The 19,919-nt window shown below is 51.2% G+C and carries 14 protein-coding genes; 13 read left to right on the top strand and 1 reads right to left on the bottom strand.

What is annotated here, in order from left to right:
- Positions 1-828: 828 nt before the first annotated feature.
- From FFV09_RS01590 to FFV09_RS01580, 3 genes are read left to right on the top strand one after another with little or no spacing between them, the layout of a single operon-like run.
- Positions 829-3,384: a DUF5704 domain-containing protein gene (locus FFV09_RS01590; protein ID WP_281288466.1), complete on the top strand. Its 2,556-nt coding sequence runs from the start codon at positions 829-831 to the stop codon at positions 3,382-3,384.
- Between the two features lie 33 nt (positions 3,385-3,417).
- On the top strand, positions 3,418-3,975 hold the full coding sequence (locus FFV09_RS01585; RefSeq protein WP_141446055.1) for an AAA domain-containing protein: 558 nt from the start codon (positions 3,418-3,420) through the stop codon (positions 3,973-3,975).
- Positions 3,976-4,015: 40 nt separating this feature from the next.
- Positions 4,016-4,306 (top strand): hypothetical protein, encoded by a 291-nt coding sequence (locus FFV09_RS01580; protein WP_141446054.1) that lies wholly within the window; start codon positions 4,016-4,018, stop codon positions 4,304-4,306.
- A 346-nt stretch (positions 4,307-4,652) separates the two neighbouring features.
- On the opposite strand, the gene FFV09_RS01575 is transcribed toward FFV09_RS01580, so the two are convergent.
- The gene (locus FFV09_RS01575; RefSeq protein ID WP_141446053.1) at positions 4,653-5,663 is read right to left on the bottom strand and encodes a TIR domain-containing protein; all 1,011 of its coding nucleotides are present in this window, start codon (positions 5,661-5,663) and stop codon (positions 4,653-4,655) included.
- A 109-nt stretch (positions 5,664-5,772) separates the two neighbouring features.
- Here FFV09_RS01575 and FFV09_RS01570 point away from each other — a divergent pair, with 109 nt between their 5' ends.
- From FFV09_RS01570 to FFV09_RS01535, 10 genes are all read left to right on the top strand, one after another.
- Positions 5,773-6,831, top strand: coding sequence for a Wadjet anti-phage system protein JetD domain-containing protein (locus tag FFV09_RS01570; protein WP_170314899.1), 1,059 nt, complete (start codon positions 5,773-5,775; stop codon positions 6,829-6,831).
- Complete coding sequence (locus tag FFV09_RS01565) at positions 6,816-8,396, top strand: replicative DNA helicase (RefSeq protein WP_246098442.1); 1,581 nt, start codon at positions 6,816-6,818, stop codon at positions 8,394-8,396. The genes FFV09_RS01570 and FFV09_RS01565 overlap by 16 nt, the downstream gene beginning before the upstream one ends.
- A complete protein-coding gene (locus FFV09_RS01560) occupies positions 8,386-9,144 on the top strand; it encodes a DUF6063 family protein (RefSeq protein ID WP_141446051.1) in 759 nt (252 codons plus the stop codon). The genes FFV09_RS01565 and FFV09_RS01560 overlap by 11 nt, the downstream gene beginning before the upstream one ends.
- The gene (locus tag FFV09_RS01555; RefSeq protein ID WP_141446050.1) at positions 9,128-13,552 is read left to right on the top strand and encodes a coiled-coil domain-containing protein; all 4,425 of its coding nucleotides are present in this window, start codon (positions 9,128-9,130) and stop codon (positions 13,550-13,552) included. Before FFV09_RS01560 ends, FFV09_RS01555 begins: the two co-directional genes overlap by 17 nt.
- Before the next feature lie 78 nt (positions 13,553-13,630).
- Complete coding sequence (locus tag FFV09_RS23635) at positions 13,631-13,801, top strand: hypothetical protein (RefSeq protein WP_170314875.1); 171 nt, start codon at positions 13,631-13,633, stop codon at positions 13,799-13,801.
- Positions 13,802-14,225: 424 nt separating this feature from the next.
- On the top strand, positions 14,226-15,587 hold the full coding sequence (locus FFV09_RS01550) for a DNA-binding protein (RefSeq protein WP_141446049.1): 1,362 nt from the start codon (positions 14,226-14,228) through the stop codon (positions 15,585-15,587).
- The gene (locus FFV09_RS23630) at positions 15,587-15,751 is read left to right on the top strand and encodes a hypothetical protein (RefSeq protein WP_170314898.1); all 165 of its coding nucleotides are present in this window, start codon (positions 15,587-15,589) and stop codon (positions 15,749-15,751) included. Before FFV09_RS01550 ends, FFV09_RS23630 begins: the two co-directional genes overlap by 1 nt.
- A 180-nt stretch (positions 15,752-15,931) precedes the next feature.
- Positions 15,932-17,137, top strand: coding sequence for a hypothetical protein (locus FFV09_RS01545; RefSeq protein WP_141446048.1), 1,206 nt, complete (start codon positions 15,932-15,934; stop codon positions 17,135-17,137).
- A gap of 271 nt (positions 17,138-17,408) precedes the next feature.
- The gene (locus FFV09_RS01540; protein WP_141446047.1) at positions 17,409-18,518 is read left to right on the top strand and encodes a hypothetical protein; all 1,110 of its coding nucleotides are present in this window, start codon (positions 17,409-17,411) and stop codon (positions 18,516-18,518) included.
- Between the two features lie 81 nt (positions 18,519-18,599).
- Complete coding sequence (locus tag FFV09_RS01535; protein ID WP_141446046.1) at positions 18,600-19,703, top strand: hypothetical protein; 1,104 nt, start codon at positions 18,600-18,602, stop codon at positions 19,701-19,703.
- The last annotated feature ends 216 nt before the right edge of the window (positions 19,704-19,919 follow it).

The raw sequence follows: 19,919 nt of genomic DNA, 5'->3' as shown, positions 1-19,919 counted from the left end.
CTCCAAGGAGAAGCCAATGCCGCTCCTATCAAAAAAATAATTGTTTACACTGGTGCTGATGCACCAAAACCCCATATTAACCGAAACGCGGTGACGTTCGGCAAAACACCAACTGCGACAACTGCTGCTATTAAGGAAGATGCAGGTGCCGGAAAAAAGATCCAAAAAATTGTGTTTTACAGAGGCAAAGAAGCCGTCAAAACTATTAACATTAACGCTCAGACCTACAACCGAACTGAAGCTTTTACCGGAGAAGCTGTCAAAGTAAATTCAACAGAAAATGGATCAGCCGGTTCTTGGTTTGCATGGAACCGAACCATTCTCAGTGGATGGACCGCGGGCGGTCAAGGGGACACATGGACTGACGAAGGTAATATTCCAGTCGACTCCGAACATATTGTGACCAAAAACAGCGGAGAAACTTATGATCGAACCTACAAAGCAACACCCGGCAAAAAGGTTCGTTTAATGGTTAGGTATCCCATCACTCATGCCTTCAAAGGTGAAGGTGCGTTTTCTGATCTTTCGTTTCCTTTAAACATCATTGATAATCGAACCAGTATCGTACAAGCCAATAACCCACAAACACCCGGAGGCGGTGCGAAAATACAAATTGACGATGAAAAAAAAGTGAGTATCGATAATCTTGGCATTTCAGGACGGGGTCGCTCTGACCAAATCGCCATCATGTCGCTATTGGTCGGACTCGATCCCAATCAAACTCCGGGAGCTACACGGGATCTAAACTTCGCCACAATCTCTTTTACGCAATACCATGATGATGTCGGCGGCAAACGATATTACGTTGAAAAAGGACCCAACGGCGAAATGCGTCCCTATAACGCCAATCCCGCAAACGCCCAAATCATGGCCTTCTACTTTGCCGCCTACAACTTCACAGCCACCTCAGTCACCTACCAATACCCCGACCACTACTGGGTCTACACCGACAAAGACCCCGGCGAAGAGCCGAAACCTCCAACCGAAGTTCCGCCCGGATTCGCGGGCTGCACGATCCGCGACGGACGCGTCGTTGAAGGCGAGCGGATGACGCCGGAAGCGTCAGCCATGATCCGTGCCGATCAGAGGGACCGGGAAGTCTTTGACGTGCTGCAGGGCATTCCGACGTCCGAGAGCTTGTACGGCAGCGTGAGCGCGAACGGTTATTTGCACCAGTACAAGTTCAAAGAACAGTTGGGCAGCTGTGTGTACGACCTGACCGTATCCAAGACGTACACGCTCAAATGGCAGGAATCGAACGCGACCTCGCTTCCGGACGGCAAGCCCGGACCTCCCGCGGTCCGAAGCAGGTCGGACACCGAGACGGTCCGGTATCCGGTACATATCGAACGTTATTTCTCTTATTGGGTCGTCGAGAAAATCGGGATTTATGCAATCGAACAGGCCGAACTGAGAAACTATGCGTTTCAGGGCGAATCGATCAAGATCCGGCCTGCCGGTTATGTCCCGCCCGCGCTGTCTGTCACCGCGACCGGCACCTACGTTTCGGACCCCGGACCGGGCAACTGGACGGCGTCCGGGCAGAGTGTTGCCGGCGGCTTCGCCAAGCCTTCCGTACCGAATGACTTGAATCTGGTCGCCGGGGAGACCGAGCGCAAGATCAAGCCGGTCCAAGTCCGCAACGATACGGTCGTTTTCAACAGCCAGCCGCTTATGAACGGCAGCCCTGCCGAACGCAAAACCGAAGATCCGCACAAAGTGCCCGAACCGACACGGATCGCCCGGGACGTGCTGTATAAGCCGAACCAGGTCATCCCGAATCGCAAAATCAATCGCCGGGCCGCGCCGTCGAGCGGAACGATCACGTACATGCCCCTCGACGCCAACGTCAACGCCGCGCCCGGCGATACTTACCCCGTCGGGGACATCAACCCGGTCACCGTGCATACGCCGGTCGTCAATTTTTCGGGCGCTTCCGACGACGCGGCGCATAACCAGAAGACGACCCCGAATCCGGCCCGGCAGGCTTTTATTTTGGATCGTCCTTTTACCGTCACGCTGCCTACCTACGGCCCGCATCAGGACTATCCCGGCTACGGCAGCCGCGATTACGCCAAATATTTTCGCAGCAAGGAAGTCCGTTTCCCGTTTGACGTGTATACCGGCGACCGTTCGGTCTTTTATCCGAAAAATACGTGGATCGATATCCCGGTCAGCCGGCTTACGGCCGAGTTTTTCCTGCCGATCTGGGTCGACGAAGGCGATTATGCGGTGGACTATCGGAACGTCGCCGAGAATGCGCCTGCGTCCGAACCGGCCGAGCCGGGAGCAAACCTGGACCTCGCTCACCATGCCGCTTCCGACAGCGTGAACGTCGAAGTGATCGGCCGGCTGTACGATCTGCACGTCACGGACATCGTCGATTACAACTGGGAGACGGTATTCCGCCAGCGAGCGGACAGTCCGCTGCCGACCGGTAACACTTACTGGGTCGGCGGGCAGGGGATCGACGGAGCGGCCCGCGGCAATTCCGCGCCGTTTACGCTCCCGATCCTGCCCGGCAGCCATCCTCGGCAGGGGATGAAGAACGTGGCGGTCAAGACCGGCTACGCGTTCAAGTTCGATCTCAAGACCCAGGGCAATATGTTCGGCAAAAAAGACGGCCTCCGCATCACGCCAAGCTTTGCGTTCGTCAGCCGGGACGGCAAGCGTTATGCGCCGGTCGACCTGTATTACGGCACCGATCGCGAGCCGTTCGTCAAAGTCGGTTCTCCCGCGGACAAAGCAGAGCGGTACGTGATCCTGAACGAGCGGCTGCGCAATGTGCCGGAAGAAGAATTGGGCGATACGGCCCGCTATGCTTATGGGCACCATTACGGATTCGCGGAGATGCACAACGTCAGCCGGCGGACGTTCGTGACGGATTATATCGAGCGGTTCACGAAAATGAAGACGCCGATCGGAGGGATCTCGCGGCTGCTGCTGCCCGAACAGCTGCGCACGCTGATCGGACCAAAGACCGACTTGCCGGCGGGCGTCGATTGGGAACGGGCCAATGCAGCCAGGCAGAAATGGTACGGCGAATACAGTTTGCCCGGCGATCCTTATCTCGTCGTCAGAGGAACGGATTTGGCCGAATACGGCCGGACGCACGGCGGGTTGACGCGGCGCGATCCGATCTTTTTACGGGACGGGTACCTGATCGTGAACTTCAACGTCGAGAGCATCCGCGACGGCGACGTCGCGCATCCGCATTTGCAGTATATCCATGCTCCGCTGATGAACCAGTGGGCGCTGGAAGGCTACGCGCGCAGCAAGCAGGATGCCTGGGGCCACCGGTTCGAACTGCGGGACGGCGATGTCGTATTTTTCAATGCAGACAAGTCTTACAGGGACGATTTCGAAGTGCAGGTTCCCCATTAGAAAAAAGCAAGCGCGCCGCATCGCGGAACGGGTATTCGAGCATTATCGGGACCATGCCGGATTGTCGCTGGGCGTAATCGCGTTCAGCCGGAAGCAGGCCGAGGCGATCGAAGAAGAAGTGCAGGCATTGCGCCGACATCAGCCCGACTTCGACGCGTATTTCAGGAAGACGTGCATGAAGAGTTTTTCGTGAAAAGTTTGGAAAACGTGCAGGGCGACGAACGGGACGTTATCTTCCTGAGCGTCGGGTACGGACCTGCGGCCGACGGTTCGATTTATTATAACTTCGGCCCGCTGTCCCAAGCCAAAGGCGAACGCAGACTCAACGTGGCCGTCACCCGCGCCAAATCCCATATGAAGCTGGTCAGCTCCATGCTGCCGGAACATCTGCCGGATACCAAAGTCGACGGCAATTCGGGCGTCAAACATCTCAAGCGCTATATGCAAAACGTCCTGCAGGGCAGACCTTCCGCGCGGACCGACCGGCAGAATCGCCCCGCTCCCGTGTTCGATTCGCGTGTTCAGGCAAATATTTTCCGCGTGTTGAGCGAGCTTGGCTATATCAAAGGACTCAAAAAGAAGAGATTTTAGTATAATTGAACAAAGGATTTAATAAAGGGAGGCGAGAGCCATGGAGTATCGATTTTCAAGTGAAGAATACTTTTTAATCTACATGCCGTCATCGAGTCGTGAAGAAGGAGACTTGATCGTCGTAGAGATGATGGATCGTCCTTTTGAACACTTTTATGAGTTTGCTTCTCACTGTAGAAATTATGCTTGTCATAGTCAGGACGAATATTTGAACTTTGATCCGAAAAATCATGATAAGGTGGAAAAGTTCAGTTCAGGATTTTCCACGGATAAAGTCGAGTACGATAAGATGTGGGAAGTTTTGAATTCTCCTTTTCCGCGTAGTAAATAAAAAAAGCCACTCTCTAATATAATTAGAAAGTGGCTTTTTTTAGTAAACGGTAAAAGATAATGTGCAGTGTGGGACTACGAAAGCGGTTATTAAGTGAAAAAAGCGTCTAACAGCTCAAATAGCTGATTAGACGCTTTTATACCTAGCGTTTACTTGGCTTCCAATAAATCCTTCAAAAATCCAGGCACTTTATATGCTGCCGGCTGCTGATACAGCAGCTGGGATTTATGCTGAACCGGCTGCGAAAATTTCACTTTGCCCGAATGCGCATGTACATGGACCTTTCTCGCTTTTGTGGGAGACCCATTGCCTGATCTAATGAGGTTATGATTATTCGATTTTTGTCTCATACTTCATCCCCTCCATATAAATAATCGACGGTACCCATTAGCTCCTCGTTCAGTTCTGTGAGACGCGCGAAATCAGCTTGAGATACGTCTTCCCGGCCCCGCAGATGCAGGGAAATTACCATTCTGTTAGATAAAGGGTAACATAGAAGATACACGTTTTTCAACGCGATTCGTGCATGATAGTTAAACTGAACAGCTTTTGTATTATGGCATTCTACTACACGTGCCCATTCTTGCTCATCTTTACCCTCGTTATATTGAAGCGAATAAGTTCTTCCCTTGCCTGCATCTCCTGCTACCTGGAAAATTTCATTGTGCTTGACTTTCCAGATGGCACCTTGAGAGATTGAAAATCCCGGCAGCACATCGAGCCTATAAGCATTGCGGATCGCTAGGTAGAGAGATTCATAACGATTGTGAAGAATCTCGGGACCCATGAGATCGGTTAAAAAGGAGATTAGCTGGTCTTTGACTTCGCTGAGTGCTACGACTTCTTCCAACTGCTGCTCAACACGTTGAACTCTCCCAAATTCTTTTCCTACTGCAATGATTTTCCCGCAGGCAACGTTTACTGCAGCTTGGTCGTTTCTACGCTCCGTACGGACTTCATAACGAAGAACATTAAGTCCTTCCATATCCGAAGGCAGGTGGAATCCGTCTATTTCCCGTCCTTCGACTTGCTTAGGAACAGAGTCGGGAATCAAACAAAAAACGCGTTCTCTCCCCAACTTCCCCCAAAATAAACCGAGTTCAAACAACGTATTATCCCGAGCTGCCAATACCAATTGGCCTCGGTGCTGTACAAGATCGTCCGGCGAAAAGACGAAAGCTCCGTAATCGTGTTCGTCCAATTGTCGCTGCAGAGATTCCATCGTATATTCCATTGCTCCGAAAGCGCCGGCTGTCCAGGGCGTTACTTCAAAGTTATAACTGAGCTGTTCCTGCATCGCTGTTACATAGCTCATCGATTCACGCGCCGAACCGATAAACAATCGCGGTTTCTCCACAGAAATTCCCTCCTCCCGACATTTCCTTAAGTGGATTTATTATATAATACTTTTAGTTAGATAACAGTAAGATTGCGAACGTATGCTCCAATTTATTTTGGGAGGTCTTATGCCACAAATCGATATTGTCACATTCATACTCTCTTGCATTGAACCCTACCGCAAATCCAATATCGATCTAGCCGAGCTGCAGTCCGCTTTTGCAGGTCAAGCTGTCGACTATCCGGCTTTTGCCGAAGCTCTGCTTCAATTGGAACAGGACGGGCTGCTGATTCCGGTCAAATTGCACGGCCGCAATGGACGAACTCCTTCGCTGGCCTATCGCTACAGAATTGATCGGCAGAAGCTGCGGCGTGATCAGGTGTCGATCATCCAGACGGCTGCACAACAGCTTCACCCGGCGATCAAGCTGGACGCTTACTACGGACGAACATCGGAAGAATGGAAGAACGACGTGCCCCACATCCAGCAGATCCATCAGTATCTGACGCAGTACGGACTGCCGCAAGACGAGATCACAGCTCCCGAACGCAGCTTCGCGCTAACTGGAGACGAGAAGTGGATTGACGAGCAGGGCGGCCGGGAGCTGCTTGAGAAAATTGGGCTCTGGACATCTATGCGTATCTTTCCGGCAAGCGATCCTCTAATGCTGGCCATCCACCCAAGGCTGTTCAACGGTGTCCCGACCTTCGGCTCCAGTGCCTCCCATCTCATTGTAGAAAATAAAGCGACCTTCCACGCGCTGCTAGGCAGGTTGAACGATCTTCCTTTTGCCACCGTGATCTATGGCTCGGGTAACAAGATTGTCGGCAATCTGCAAATGTTTGCCAAGCAGGTCCCGCTGCCACATGTTCATCACACGTTCTATTATTTCGGCGATCTCGATTGGGAAGGCATCCGGATCTGGCACAGTTTGAATCGGCGGTACGATCATATCCGGCTGGCTGCACCGTTTTACATAGCGGCGCTGCAGCATGATGCCGTGTCCGGCAAGACCAATCAGAGGCAGGATCATACCGCGCTGAGCGATTTCTCGCAGCATCTGCCTGACGAATTAGCCCGGCGGCTGAACGAACTGCTGAATGACGGGCGTTATATTCCGCAGGAAGTACTGTCTGCGGAAGAACTGCACCGTATAGGAAGGATGTCGGTATGGACCGAAGCCTAGAACAGGAACAAAGATTGCGGCGTGAACGAATAGCGGCAGACGTCGATGTGATCGCGGTCCTTGCGGACTTCCCCTCGCGTATGGACAAACTGGCGTTATTCGACCCGCTGTTCGAGTTGGGACGTCAACGAAAAAACGATCTCGACGGCAAGCCCATCGCCATGATGGAACTCGGCATGCTGACGCTGCTGTTCTTTTTTGAGAAGAAGCTGCTTCGCAGCCGTAAGACGAGCGCCAGAGAACACGAAGAGTTTCTGGCGGAAGCCACTCAAGGGCTGTATAGGCTGGGGGCTAACGAGATCAAGGACATCGTCAGTCGCATCATCCGCGTGTTCCGCCCGGCGGACGGATTGGGGCACCAATTCACTTTTTTTGATTTGAACAGCGGGGAAGAACGGACGGCGAGAACTTCGATTCTCAAAGCGGACGGCCATGACTCCCAGACGGTTACGCAGTATTACACGCTGGACGAAGATGGACTGGAGCTTGTGTTTGCGACCAAGGAATTCTATTTGGAATTTCAGCTCTCGATCCACCAGCTTCTGCTGCGCAAGCAGCTGGAGAAAGGTGAATTCCAGGGAGCGCTGCGGCAGATCGATGAAATGCATATCGACGTGGAGACGCTGCGCGAACGCATCTCCCGTATCGAGAGCGAGATCAAGCGAAGCATCGTGTCCGAAGATACGTTTCAGCGCTACAAAAATCTGCTGCAAGATATCGACCTCCGTCTGAATCGAGAAAGCGAGGAGTTCAAGGAACTGCTGGAATTCGTGCGGGAAACGCGGGAGCGGATCTACGCCGACCGCGAACTCCCGCGCAACCAGAGAGCTTACGAGCTGATTCTGCGGATCGGAACCGAGCTGGAAGGCGTGCATAACGAGCATACCCGACTGCTGCAGCAAAGTTACGAACTGAGCAACCAGGCGCTGCGGGCGGCCAAAGAGTCGATGTACTATACCGGAATGAACGCGTTCAGCTTCGAGCAGGAGGTCGGCGCGTTTATTTTCGGCAAGCTGCTTTCACCCGAAAGTATGCAGGGAGTAATTGCGCCTTTTATCGGGTTGGAGCGGGCAGAGCTGTGGTCGCCGCTGACTGTGTTCTCCCAGCAGCAGTTGGCCGGACGCAGCGAAGAAGTCGGCGGACAAGCCGCTTTTATGGAGATGGACGAATCGGAGGAAGATGCTTTTGCAGAGCAGCGCAGGAGCGGCATCGTTCGAATCGTCCGGTTACTAATGGCCTTTTTTGACGAAAAGAATCAAAATGTCGTTTATTTGGATGATTTTATCGAATGGCTGCGCGAACAGGGTGAAGAAGAACTGCTAAGAAGCCGCGGATTTTACGACTGCTGGCTGATTCTGCATCAGCGCAGCCCGATCTCGGATAGAGAGTGGACGGATTCCGGCGGCGAGGCCAGAGGGATCAGTGGACTGCAGGAAGTTATCGGCGAAGAACTCCAGGGAAAAACATTGAATGTCACAGAAGCTGGCGAAGTACTGTGCGTGACGCAGCGGTACGAGATTCAGGACATGCGCATCGAGCGAACGGAGGGGAATCATGCAATTTGACGAGCAGGAGGTTATGAAGGCGTTCCGCATTTACATGGAACTGGCCAAGTCCGGGCGTGCGGAAGCCGAACAAACGAAGCTGTATGAAAATGACGACCGGATTCGAGGATTAGTGGATCGTTTCGCGGCCGAATCGGACTGCGTGGTCATTGCGGCGGGCGAACAGCTCATGCTGATTCCTCTAGCCAGACTTTCACCTTTTCATATGAGCAACGACGCGTTGAAAAAAAATTATCTCAAAGCCGGTGCGCTCAACGCCGATCTTTATCTGCTGTACGTGGCGGTGATCGTCTGGATCGGAGCGTTTTACGATAGCTACCAGACGGCCGAACCGATACGAAGTTTTCTTAGCATGGATGAATGGCTGAACCTGATGCGTGACAAAATGGAAGGAATCAAGGAGCGTGGCGAAGAACAGTTGCAGCAGGACAGCGTAGATCACGCTTATCGATGGAGCGATATCGTCAAGCGTTGGGATGCCATCGACGATATCAAGGAAGGTGCCAAGCGGCAGAGCGGGCAGACGAACAGCCGGTTAAGCTTTCTGGATAGTGTTCGTCGCTTTTTGCTGGACCAGGAGTTGGCGCTTGAAGTTGGGGTGAACGAGCTGGGGCTGAACGAAAAAACGAAAATCGTGGTTCAGCGTTACTTCATGGAAACGGAATACAATCGGGGCATTCTTGAGTTCTTATACGGATATGCGAACCAGCGTGAAGAGGAGGATCAGAATCATGCCAGCGATTTCTAAAATTCGTTTTACCAATGTCGTTTATGAGGCAGGAGCCAAGCGCTATAACGATTCCACTTTTTTCTTCGACGGGCACAATAGCGCGATCGTATTGGAGAACGGAGGCGGAAAAACGGTGTTTATTCAGGCGGCGCTGCAGGCAGTGATTCCGCATACCGATCTGGCCGGGCGCAAAATACGCGAGACACTACAGCTTGAAAACGGGCCGGCACATATCGCGGTCGAGTGGCTGCTGGCCGACAAGCCCCGCCGCCGCTACGCCGTCACCTGTGTGACTCTTTTTATAAACTCGGGAAGTCTGGACTCTTACCGTTATGTGTACGAGTATGGCGATGACGACGACCACGGGATCACGAATCTGCCATTTACTCGGAACAGCGACAGCGGAACTCGGGCGAGCGATAAAGGAGAAATGCAGGACTATTATCAATCGATGGTTCAGCGATTCAAAACCCAGGCACAGCAGTTCGACAAGATCGTTGAATACCGGAATCATCTGGAAAATGAGCTGCAGATCGTGGCGACGGAGTGGGAAGCGGTCGTCAAGATCAATTCGAACGAAGGCGGGGTGGAAGCCTTTTTCGAAGACTGCAAAACGACATCCAACTTGGTTGACCGACTTCTGATCCCGACGATCGAAAACTCGATGCAGGGCTATGATCAGAAAATCTTTGCAAATTTGTTTCAAGCACAGCGCGACGGCTTCAAGCAGTATCGAGAGTTGAATCTGAAAATCGAGACCAATCAACGGATTATCGAACAGTTGGAGCGTTATGTGCAGGGTTTCGCCTTTTATGATGAACAGCAAAAGGAGTATCTGAAGCTGCGGAAGTCCGCTTTTTCTGCATGGAATTATGTGAAGCAGTCGGAAGCCCGGCATCAGGAGCGCATGAACGAACTGGATCGTTATATAGCCAAGCTTGCTGAAGAGAAAGAAGCCTTGGAACAGAAGCGAATGTCTCTTCGAATGGCTAAAGCGCAAGAAAAGGAAGAAAGTCTTCAAACTCTTTTATATGAAGCTGTAGAAGAGTTTGAAGAAGAAAAAAAACGCTTGGCAGGCTGGGAACACGAGCGTGCTTCAATCGAATATGCGCAGGAAAGAGAGAGAAGACGGGAAGCGAAGCAGAAGCTGCATTATGCCGAATCACGCTTGGCACAGATGGAAGTCTCGGAAGATGAAGTAGAGCTTGAAAAGGCTTGGCAGGAAAACGCTCGCCAATTGAAATCGGTACTCGCTAAGCATGAACAACGATTGTTGGAACAAGAACAATATGAACAAAGCTGTTTAGAACAAATCAATCGGCAGCTTCTTGAAATGAACCAAGATGCTGCTGAAAAAAACCGAATTATGAATCGGCTGAGAAGTGAAAATATCCAAATTGAAACAGAGATCAAACAGGACCGTCTACAGCTTCAAAAAACGGCACAAGAAATTTTAGATAATCCGCTGACTGAATCGGTCGAACATCAATTGCCGATTTGGAATGAAGCATACAATCGTTTGGAACAGGAGTTATTGTTTGGTCATGCCAAGCAGGGCGAACTTGAACAAAAGAGGGAACGGCTTCGCGTCATGCTAGCTGATGGTCGGGCAGAATTAAGCGAGGTTCAGAAGGAACTAAGTCGGTTGAAAGTCGAGTATCGTCGCTACACCGAAGATCATGAAGAAGTACGGAACGTATTGGCTTTACTTCGCCCCGAATGGGCCAGATTGGTCTCTATTCCGGAAAAAGAGGAATCGATTCGCCAGCGAATGATGCGGGAGATTGAATCCAAAGCAGCGCAAAAAGACGATTTGTATCGTCAGGAACGACTGGCTCGGCGTCATGTGGACGATTACGGCGAGCAGGAAACTTTTTTCGCCGATCCTTACGCTTTCGAGCTGCTGCGCAGATGGAGCGGTCAGTTTTCGCTGCTGCAGTCCGGCGTCGAGTATGCACAGCAGCATGAAGAATCCGATCTTGGTGAAAAAATTTGGGCGTTAACCCTGATTACGACGACTCATGAAAAGGAAAAGCTGAAGAGCAAAATCGTTGAGGTCGCGGATCGCCTTCAGTTTCCGGTTCGAGTGCTGAGTGTGGACGAAGCCCGAGATATTCGAAATGAAGCTTCTGATTTGAATGACGGCAACTGGGTTGAACCCTTGTTGTGGCGTTCGTTTGAAGATCGGGCTGTCTTCGAAGCTTGGAAAAGCGGGGCGGCAGAGCGTGCAGGACACGCAGAACGTGTGCGAATGGCTAAAGAACGGGAACTTCAGGAGTGGCAAGGCGGGGAGCGTCAACTTGACGAGCTGTTGAAACGTTATCCAAACGAAGAGCGCCATGCCTCGGAGCTACGTCGAAACGAAGTTGCAGCCCGAGAAAACACTCTGGAAAAACGTCTTGATGTTCAAGCGGTGGACGAAATTCGCACTGAACAGGAGCAGAAAGAGCTTCAGCAAAAACAGGAGCTTTCCAGACAGCAGATTATTGATCTTGAGAGGAAAATGGATCTAGGAAATCGCTATCTTGCACTTGAACGAAAAATAGCCGAATTGGATCGGAATCGCCGAGATTTGTTCGTCAAGCTCAAGCATCAGGAACAAGCTTTGCAGGATGCACAGAATATCGTATCTGAGCGTATAGAAGAGCAAAAAAAGAAGGAAGGTCATCTGAAGGAATTGTCTGTAGAGCTTAAATATTGGCGGCAGCAAGAGCTTTATACAGCGGTCGCATCAGAATTTCCTTTGGAAAACGAATTTACGCTGCCTATGCTTCAAGAAGTCCGAAGGGATCTTGAACGGCAGCGTAACAAGGTTGCGACCGATCGCGTTGGACTAGAACGGGAAATTGGACGTTACCGGACGGCCAAAGAGCAAGCGGACAAACTGATGAATCGTATGCTTCAACAGTATTCTTCGCTCGATCAAATACTTGAACTTTCTTCGCGGGCAGAAGAGCAGGTAGAAGAGCTGTGGAGCAGGATTCAGACAAGCAAAGAAAAAAGTGACTTACTTGCATTGGAAAAAGATCGGAGAAATAAATATTATCAGCAGCAGGCTGGAATTTTGAAATCAGAGCAAGAACGATACAAAGAGCAGTTCGGTGGTAAAGATGCGATTGTTTTCCTTGAACCATTAAGCCGCGTAGAAGAACGGGCATTTGAGGAGGAGCGACGTTTGGAGCAAGAAGAAAATCGTCTGAACGAGCTCATAACAGCAGCGCGAAAACAGCATGCCGGTATTTCCAAATCCCGCGAAGTATGGCTGCTGCAGCTTCGAGTGCACGACCTCGAAAATCCAGCACTAAAAACAGAGTCTACCGAACTATCGTTGTCCGAACAAAACGACTGGTTGTACGATATGCTTGAACACAGCAAAGCTACTGTGCATAGGCTTGAAGAACAAAGGCGCAAAGTCGACGAAGAAAAACGCAAAGCTGACGCAAGTAAAAAGCGTTTCATCGATTTTTGCGATAAACAGGTTGCAGATCTCAAGCAAAGCCAGATGGCCAAAAACGGAGTCTCCGAAACTCAAGAATACGCCGAACTGCAAGAATTCAAACGTCTGCTTAAACAAAATTTGCTGCGAGCCAACCAAGTTGCCGAAACCTATATGCAGGCCGAAGATAAAAAGTTGCAGCATTATATCACGCGTATTCACAATCATTTGAAGCAGCTGGCTCAAGAGCTCGGCGAAATTCCGAAAAAGACGAGAGTCAAAACGAGCGAAGGAACAAAGGAGATCTATTCTTTCCGAATTCCGCAGTGGGAAGAGAAAATCGCTCGTGAGAAAATCCAGAATCATATTGACTGGATCAGCCGTCAACTAGACGGATCGAGGTATATAGATGACCATGGGGAATCGCAAGACACGATTGTACGCAAAGACCTTGAAAAGTGGCTGGATTCCAAGCAACTGCTGTTCAAAGTACTGGGCGAAAACGCGATCCGTATTCAATGCCGAAAAGTGAGCAACGACAACCGGGTAACGTCGGCGGCATACAGCTGGGAAACGTCGAACTCTTGGTCCGGCGGTGAACGTTGGAGCAAAAACATGGCGCTTTTTCTGGGGCTGCTTAACTACGTGGCCGAGAAGCGACAGCCGATCCAGGGGGATATGCCGAGACACCGATCCGTGATCCTCGACAATCCGTTCGGCAAAGCTTCCAGCGAACATGTACTAAGTCCCGTTTTCTATATTGCCGAACAATTGGGTTTTCAAATCATTGCCTTGACCGCGCATGCGGAAGGAAAATTTCTGCACGATTATTTCCCGATTTTGTACAGCTGTAGGCTGCGCGGCGCGGCAGGAGATTCAAGTAAACAGATTGTGGATCAGCAGCAGAGCATGAATCAGGCATATTTTCGGGATCTCAATCCGGAGACGATAGCCTATTTGGGCGAACCGAGGCCGTTGAATCTGTTTTAAAAAAGGGAAGGCTAATTACTCGTCAAAAGTTTCCCCACCGCCCAAACCGGTTATTTCGACGTATGGGAGGTGATACAGATGTCCAACAACCATGACGGGAAGCATTCTTCGAAGAAAATGTCGGCTCTGGCTTCCAAGGTACTGCATGACAAATCGGCGGAGAAGAAAGCCAAGTCGCTGGCCGGATCGGTATTGTCGCAGGCGGAGACCCATTCCGGCGAGTCCGATTCCCGCGAGGAAGAGAAATGATTCGAGACCGCATGCATTCGACGGAGCTGAACGTTCCCCGGATGCATGTTTGCGTTCAAGACCGTTTGCTTATCTTTGTCTTCGCCCGGCGGACAGTTGAGCAAAAGCTTTTCCTCTATGAAAGCGATATCTCAAAAACAAATAATGTCTAGCAATAAGCTTCAAACCGTATTATTACTATCATTTTAAAATATCAGAAAACTGCATATTCATGCGTGACTCGGGGGTCAGTTCAGAAAACGTGTTCTGTTTTTGGGAAAGCTTGCTGCGAAAGACTTGCAGTATACAATCGTGCAGTATAATTGGGTAAAAAAAGAAATTGACCAATGTTTATTTATTCTGTATATTGTAAATTAATTGTAAGGAAAACATTAACTGATAAGCTTCATATACAGGACGGGTTTAAGCGAAAGAGGTGCGGGAAATGGAAATGACGCTGCGTTCCGAAATTGAAAAAGGGATCGCGGGCATGGGCATGAATTTTTCGGAGTTTGGCGAGTGGTCGGGGATTAACCGGGGGATTTTCAGCGCTATACTGAACAGCAATCCGCCCAAACCGATTTCGCTCAACCAACTGGAAAGAATCGGCCGCGCGCTCGGGCGCGAAGACGGGTGGATGTTCGAAGTGTACATCAACGAATGCTTTTACGACGGTCGGCCGAATCGCCGCAGGGTGGAGCCTTTTCTGCTCCGCTGCGCCGCACTCGGGCGAAACGAATGCATCGAGGAGGTGCTGTCCCGGCTGCTCGAAGACCTGCGCCAACTCGATACGATCTTTGACATTGCGGAAGCGTTGTATGCGAGCGGCAGCATCAAGGAATCGGTCGTTTTTTACCGCTGCATCGTGCAGAACGAGAAGTACCACCAGTCGGAGCGTCTGGCCATCAGCCATTACCGGTTGTTCCGTGCGGCTCTCGGCGAAGATAACGAACAGAATCTGCGAGCGGCGATCGAGTTCGAACCGTTCTGCGAAAAGCTGCCGGACCATCATCGGCTGGACGGGCTGATGAAGCTGGTGAACGTGTATTTTTCGCTCGATAAGTATGCGGAAGCGGAGAAATATTCGATAGCGCTCAATAAATTTTCCAGTATCATTTATAAGAATCAAGCGGAAAGATTGGGGGCAGATTCCCGCGAGCCTACGCTTGCCGGCAGATATCCGTTGGTTGTGTACTACGGCTACGGTCTGATGTGCATGCAAAATATCAGGATTCAGCAAAATGATTTTGAAGAAGCCGAACGGTACATTCAAGGGTATGAAGATCTAAGCTGGTTTATCGGGCTGGATGAAGAAGGCTTGAAAGAAGTCGAAAAATTCAAATTTTATGCCCTGGCCAATCGCTTGAACCTGGAACTCTTGATCGGGAACGAAAATATATTGGCGACCTGCATTTCTTTTATGAAAGATAATCCGAATGAGCTGCTGCAATTTACTTTTTCCATTTTGAAATCCGCCAATACATACAAGTACGACGCCGATATTCTTTTCGAAGAATTTTCCGGCTCTATCGCGAATTATTTAACCCAACAATTTCATCACGACAAAAGCATAATCAGTTATAATCTGTATTGTGGAACATGCTACCAAGCTGCTCTATATTTCCTTGAAAGAATGGATTATGAAAAAATGTTCGATTACATCCTCAAAGGAATGGAGGTGGTTGTCAAAATCGTTAACAAGGAAATGTTTATGAACAATGTTTCTTTATTCGAAGAATACAGAAGCCAAGCTTCGGAAGCGCACAAAATACATTATAAAAAATTAGTAGGAGGCTTATCCAAATAATGAAAAAACATCTGTTGAAATTGATTCCCGTGTTCGTGTTGTCGGTAGCCGTAAGCGGAACTTTCGCCAATGCTCCTGCCGGAAATGACGCCCAAGCCGCTTCGACTGTGCAAAAACCAGGAAAAATCATAACGCTGCACGGTCCTGGCATCGGAGAATGGTAAAATAAATCAGAGATTTTGTTAGCTATGTGCAGCAAGTCGCCGATTTCGAAAAAAGCTGCTTCTTTTCAGTCCTTTTCTGAAAAGAGGGGCTTTTTTTAGGTTCGGGATTTTTGGATTGGTTAAAGAGGAGGTAGTACCATACTACTGTGCAGATGGGTGTACATACATAGGAGGCTTCACATGGACAACAAGAAAACGGGTCAAAGCAAAAAGTGGCCGATTGCCGTCTTGGCAACGGTCGTCGTAGCGGGCAGTGCGTATGCGCTGCCGAAAGTATTTGCTGACGCGCCGTCGGAAACGACGCAGTCGGCGAGCGCTCCGCAAACGGCCGCCAAGCAAACCGCGCCGGCGGCGACCAAGCTGTCTGCTTCGCAAACGTCCGCTTCTTCTGCCGCAGCTTCTGCTCTTACGCCGGTTCCGGTTCGCTCTGCAAGCGGATCGACGGCGCGGAATGCCGAAGTCGTCCTGCCTGTCGTATCGGTCGATCCCAAAAAAGCTTCGGCCGGCGTATCGCGCGTCGCGCTGATCGAACTGCAAATCATGAGCCTGCGCACGGAAAAGCTGCTGGCGCTCGGCTTGTCCGAGAAGCAGTCGGTCAAGCTGATCGAAGCGCGCAATCGGGCCAACGAAGTGTCTTCGGATCTCAACGCACCGGCGGACCGGGTCTTCTCCGCTTCGCGCAAATTGGAAGAAGCGGTCGACCGGTATAACGACGAAGCGATTCGCGGCGCGAATGCCGTGACGAACCTGTTGGCGCAGGCGCGGACCGAGATTTTGGGCGGCCGCAGCGAAAGCGCACTGGACGCTTCCGGACGGCTGGCGCTTCAAGGATTGACGGAAGCGCAGAGCCGGTTGAAAGCCGATTCCAGCGAAGCGGGAGCCTTGTCGGCGTACAAGCATTTCCTGCTGCGCTCCGCCGAAGCGAACGATATCCAGTCGTTCGATCCCGCGAGCTACAGCACGGCGTTGACGCAGTACGAAGCGAATATCAAAGCGCGCACCGAAGCGGCCGGCTCGTACGCAAAATCGGCGAACAAGCTGGACAAGGCGTACCGCACGTCGGCGGCTTCGCTCAAAGCGGCGATCGAACGTTCGACAGGCAAAAACGCGTTGGACGCCGCGCAGGCGAGCGTCAAAGTGACGTACGAAGCGCTTAACGAAGGACTGACGCTGGCCCAGGACATTCAGACGGCCGAGCCGCTGCTCGACTCGCCGGCCGGCAAAGAAAAAGGCCAGTACGGCGCTTCCAAGATCGGAACGCTCAAACGCGCGATCGGCAAAGCGGAACGCGCGCTCGAAACGTCCAAAACGACCGAACCGCTCAATCAGGCCCGGAAGGCGCTGGCGGCGGCAGTCACGGAGTTCAAAAACAGCCGCAATTCCTAAAATTCGCGTCATGATCGGTACCGAAAGTCTTTCCCGTTGCAGGGGGAAGGCTTTTTTATTAACTCTTTTCTATAACCGTTTTCGAACAAAAAACAAAGACGGCGAAAATATTTTCGGGTGGGGGCTTTTTATGCTTCTAATGTTTAGTAATCTGTTTATATATGCAATAAGTTCCATTTAATGAAGGCGAGTAAAGGTCTGAACGGGATCACGAAGATCCGGTATAGGCATCAGCTCGTGCACTTCCATTCGATACATAGGAGGCTTTACCTTGAACAACGAAACCGTAAAACGTTCCCCTCTCAAAGTGTTATCCGCAGCCGCTCTCGCATCCGTCATTACCCTCGGCGGCATCGGCACACTTCCGCCTGTCCATGCCGAAACGCCGGCTCCGCAGGCAGCCGAAGCCGACGCTTTCGCGTACTTGAACGATGCCGGCCGGATGAAGCTGATCAATCTGGAAGCCGAGCAGCTGGTCTCGTCTTGGCCTACCCAAACGACTTCCATCGACCGTGTGGAAGTTTACGAACTGTTGGAGATCCGAAACGAAGCTTACGCGGCGGTCATGGACCCGACTACGTCCCAGGCGCGTCTTCAGGCGATTGCGAGAAAATACGAGCAAAAACTGAAAAATTACCAGGAAATCGTATTGGACGAATTTTGGGTAGACAATTACTTCTATAAATTGAAAATGGCTATTTTACGCGGAGTCAGTTACGAAAATAGTCATCTCTCGCCTCCCGACAAACGTACTATCGAAGCGGTGATGGCGGCGGAAGCGGCTTTGGGAAAAAACAAAACGGACAAAAATTACCGGGACGTTTTCGTTAAGTATTATATTCCGGTACAGGTTAACGAATTCGATCTGCAGACTTCTTACGATAAAACGCGTTATGATTCGCAAATCAGCCGGTATCGGCAATGGGTGCAGGAGGATATCGCGAAAGCGGTCGCCGCAGGCAGCACCGAAGATTATTCGTCGTACACGGCGGAGATCGAGCAGGCAATTTCGAGTTTCGAACAGCTGCTCGCGTCTTCGGCCAATCAGAAAAAGGTCGATTTCAGCCTCGGATACATCAGTTCGAAGTACGACAACCTGCTCGCGGCGCTCGACTCCTATCTCCCGCCGACTTCGTCGACGAGCGAACGGAATCTGCTGGTCAATCTGATCGCGCGTTCCAAAGAGCTTCTGGCTCTGCCTACGGACAATCAGCCCGGCCAATTTCCGGCTACCGCAGTCAGCAAGTTCCGTCTCGTGCTCAAAGCGGCCGAAAAAGACTTGAGCCAGGCCAAAACGCGTGTCGAATACGGAATTGCCGCTTCCAAGCTTGACCAAGCCCTGATGAAATTTTATGAGACCCACCTTCCGTATGCTCAATAAGGCGCAGGCCTAAAACGCAATATCGGGTCCGACTAGAAGTTCGGACCCTGTACGCTCATTCGATAACTAGGAGGCTGTACTTTGAATCCATACTCCAGGTCCTTCCTTGCCCGTACTTCGGCGGCCGCTTTGGCCGTCACGATCGGTATTAGCGGATTCGGATTTCAGCCGTCGGTTCAGGCGGCCGAACCGGCAGCGGCGTCTTCGACTTCTGCTTCGCTGGCTTATTTATCCGATCCGCTGCGGGCCGAACTCGTGTATTTGAACGCGAGAACGGAAAATATGTTTTTGCTGACCGACACATTCACGTTCGATCCCGATTCCTACCGGTATCACGATTTGATCGCGATCCAGAACAAAACGTATACGCTCGTCACGGACCCGGCCGCTTCCCAGTCGGAATTGTCGGCCGTGCAGCAGCAGCATGAGAAAGCGCTCAACGATTATATCGATTATTATTTGCGGGATTACGACGCACTTCGGCATTTTGCTACGCTCGGGTATCTGCTTTATTACCACAGCCGAATCAATCAGGACGAGAGCAAGCTGACGCCGGCCGAACGGGGCGAACTGCATGCGGTATGGGACGCGCAGGCCCGGATCGAGCAGCTCGGAGGTTCTTCGATCCAGGGAAATGCGCTGCGAGCCTACAAGGAAGTGTATCTGCCTCTTTCCGCCAAAGCCGACGATCTCGAAACCTACGACGCTTCGACGTATTCTTCTCTGATCGCCAAGTATCGCGCCGATATTCAGGCGAGACTTGCCGCGGTCAGCGGCAGTCCCGCCAATCATTCGGCGTCGCTGCAAGCGTTCGAACAGTCGACGTCCCTGCTGGAACAAATCGTCGCAGCCCGCGCTTCTTACAACCAGGTCAAAGTAGCCAAAGGCAATCTTGAGGTCAGATACTCCAATCTGGTCAACGAGTTGAAATTGGATAGCCCGATCCAAAACAGCGAAGAATACCAGGATTTAAAAAGAGCAATCGCGAACATATGGACGATGATGGATCTGCCGAAAGGCATTCGGACCGGCGAATACCCGCCTTCGGCTTTTGGGGATCTGCGCCGCGCGCTGCGCAAAGCGGAACGCGTACTGGAGACCTCCACAAAGCTGCCGGAACTGAGACAGGCCCATAATGAACTGGCCGATGCGCAAATGGATTTTCTGGTGCGCAGAAAGCTCTAGGCGTTAAGCGGACAGGATGGCGATTGTTTGCCCAAGCCTGTTCCCGAGCGCCTCGCAAAGTTTTCCGCGTAACCCGCGCAGAGGGGAAGGCTCGGAAGCACACTATCCGGAACCGCACTATCCGGAACCGAGCAAAAAGCACGGCATAGTCCGATTGGGACCATGCCGTGCTTTTTTTCGTTCCTGATTCGCTTATTCCACAAGACGCGTCGCCCC

Origin of the sequence: Saccharibacillus brassicae (assembly GCF_006542275.1) — a bacterium.
GTDB lineage: Bacteria > Bacillota > Bacilli > Paenibacillales > Paenibacillaceae > Saccharibacillus > Saccharibacillus brassicae.
This window is presented reverse-complemented; position numbering and strand designations above follow the sequence as displayed.

Coding starts and splice junctions, on each gene's coding strand:
- FFV09_RS01580 (WP_141446054.1), top strand. CDS start 4,016: ATGGAGTATCGATTTTCAAGTGAAGAATACTTTTTAATCTACATGCCG.
- FFV09_RS01565 (WP_246098442.1), top strand. CDS start 6,816: ATGGACCGAAGCCTAGAACAGGAACAAAGATTGCGGCGTGAACGAATA.
- FFV09_RS01590 (WP_281288466.1), top strand. CDS start 829: ATGCGTCCCTATAACGCCAATCCCGCAAACGCCCAAATCATGGCCTTC.
- FFV09_RS01545 (WP_141446048.1), top strand. CDS start 15,932: ATGGACAACAAGAAAACGGGTCAAAGCAAAAAGTGGCCGATTGCCGTC.
- FFV09_RS01550 (WP_141446049.1), top strand. CDS start 14,226: ATGGAAATGACGCTGCGTTCCGAAATTGAAAAAGGGATCGCGGGCATG.
- FFV09_RS23635 (WP_170314875.1), top strand. CDS start 13,631: ATGTCCAACAACCATGACGGGAAGCATTCTTCGAAGAAAATGTCGGCT.
- FFV09_RS01570 (WP_170314899.1), top strand. CDS start 5,773: ATGCCACAAATCGATATTGTCACATTCATACTCTCTTGCATTGAACCC.
- FFV09_RS23630 (WP_170314898.1), top strand. CDS start 15,587: ATGAAAAAACATCTGTTGAAATTGATTCCCGTGTTCGTGTTGTCGGTA.
- FFV09_RS01555 (WP_141446050.1), top strand. CDS start 9,128: ATGCCAGCGATTTCTAAAATTCGTTTTACCAATGTCGTTTATGAGGCA.
- FFV09_RS01560 (WP_141446051.1), top strand. CDS start 8,386: ATGCAATTTGACGAGCAGGAGGTTATGAAGGCGTTCCGCATTTACATG.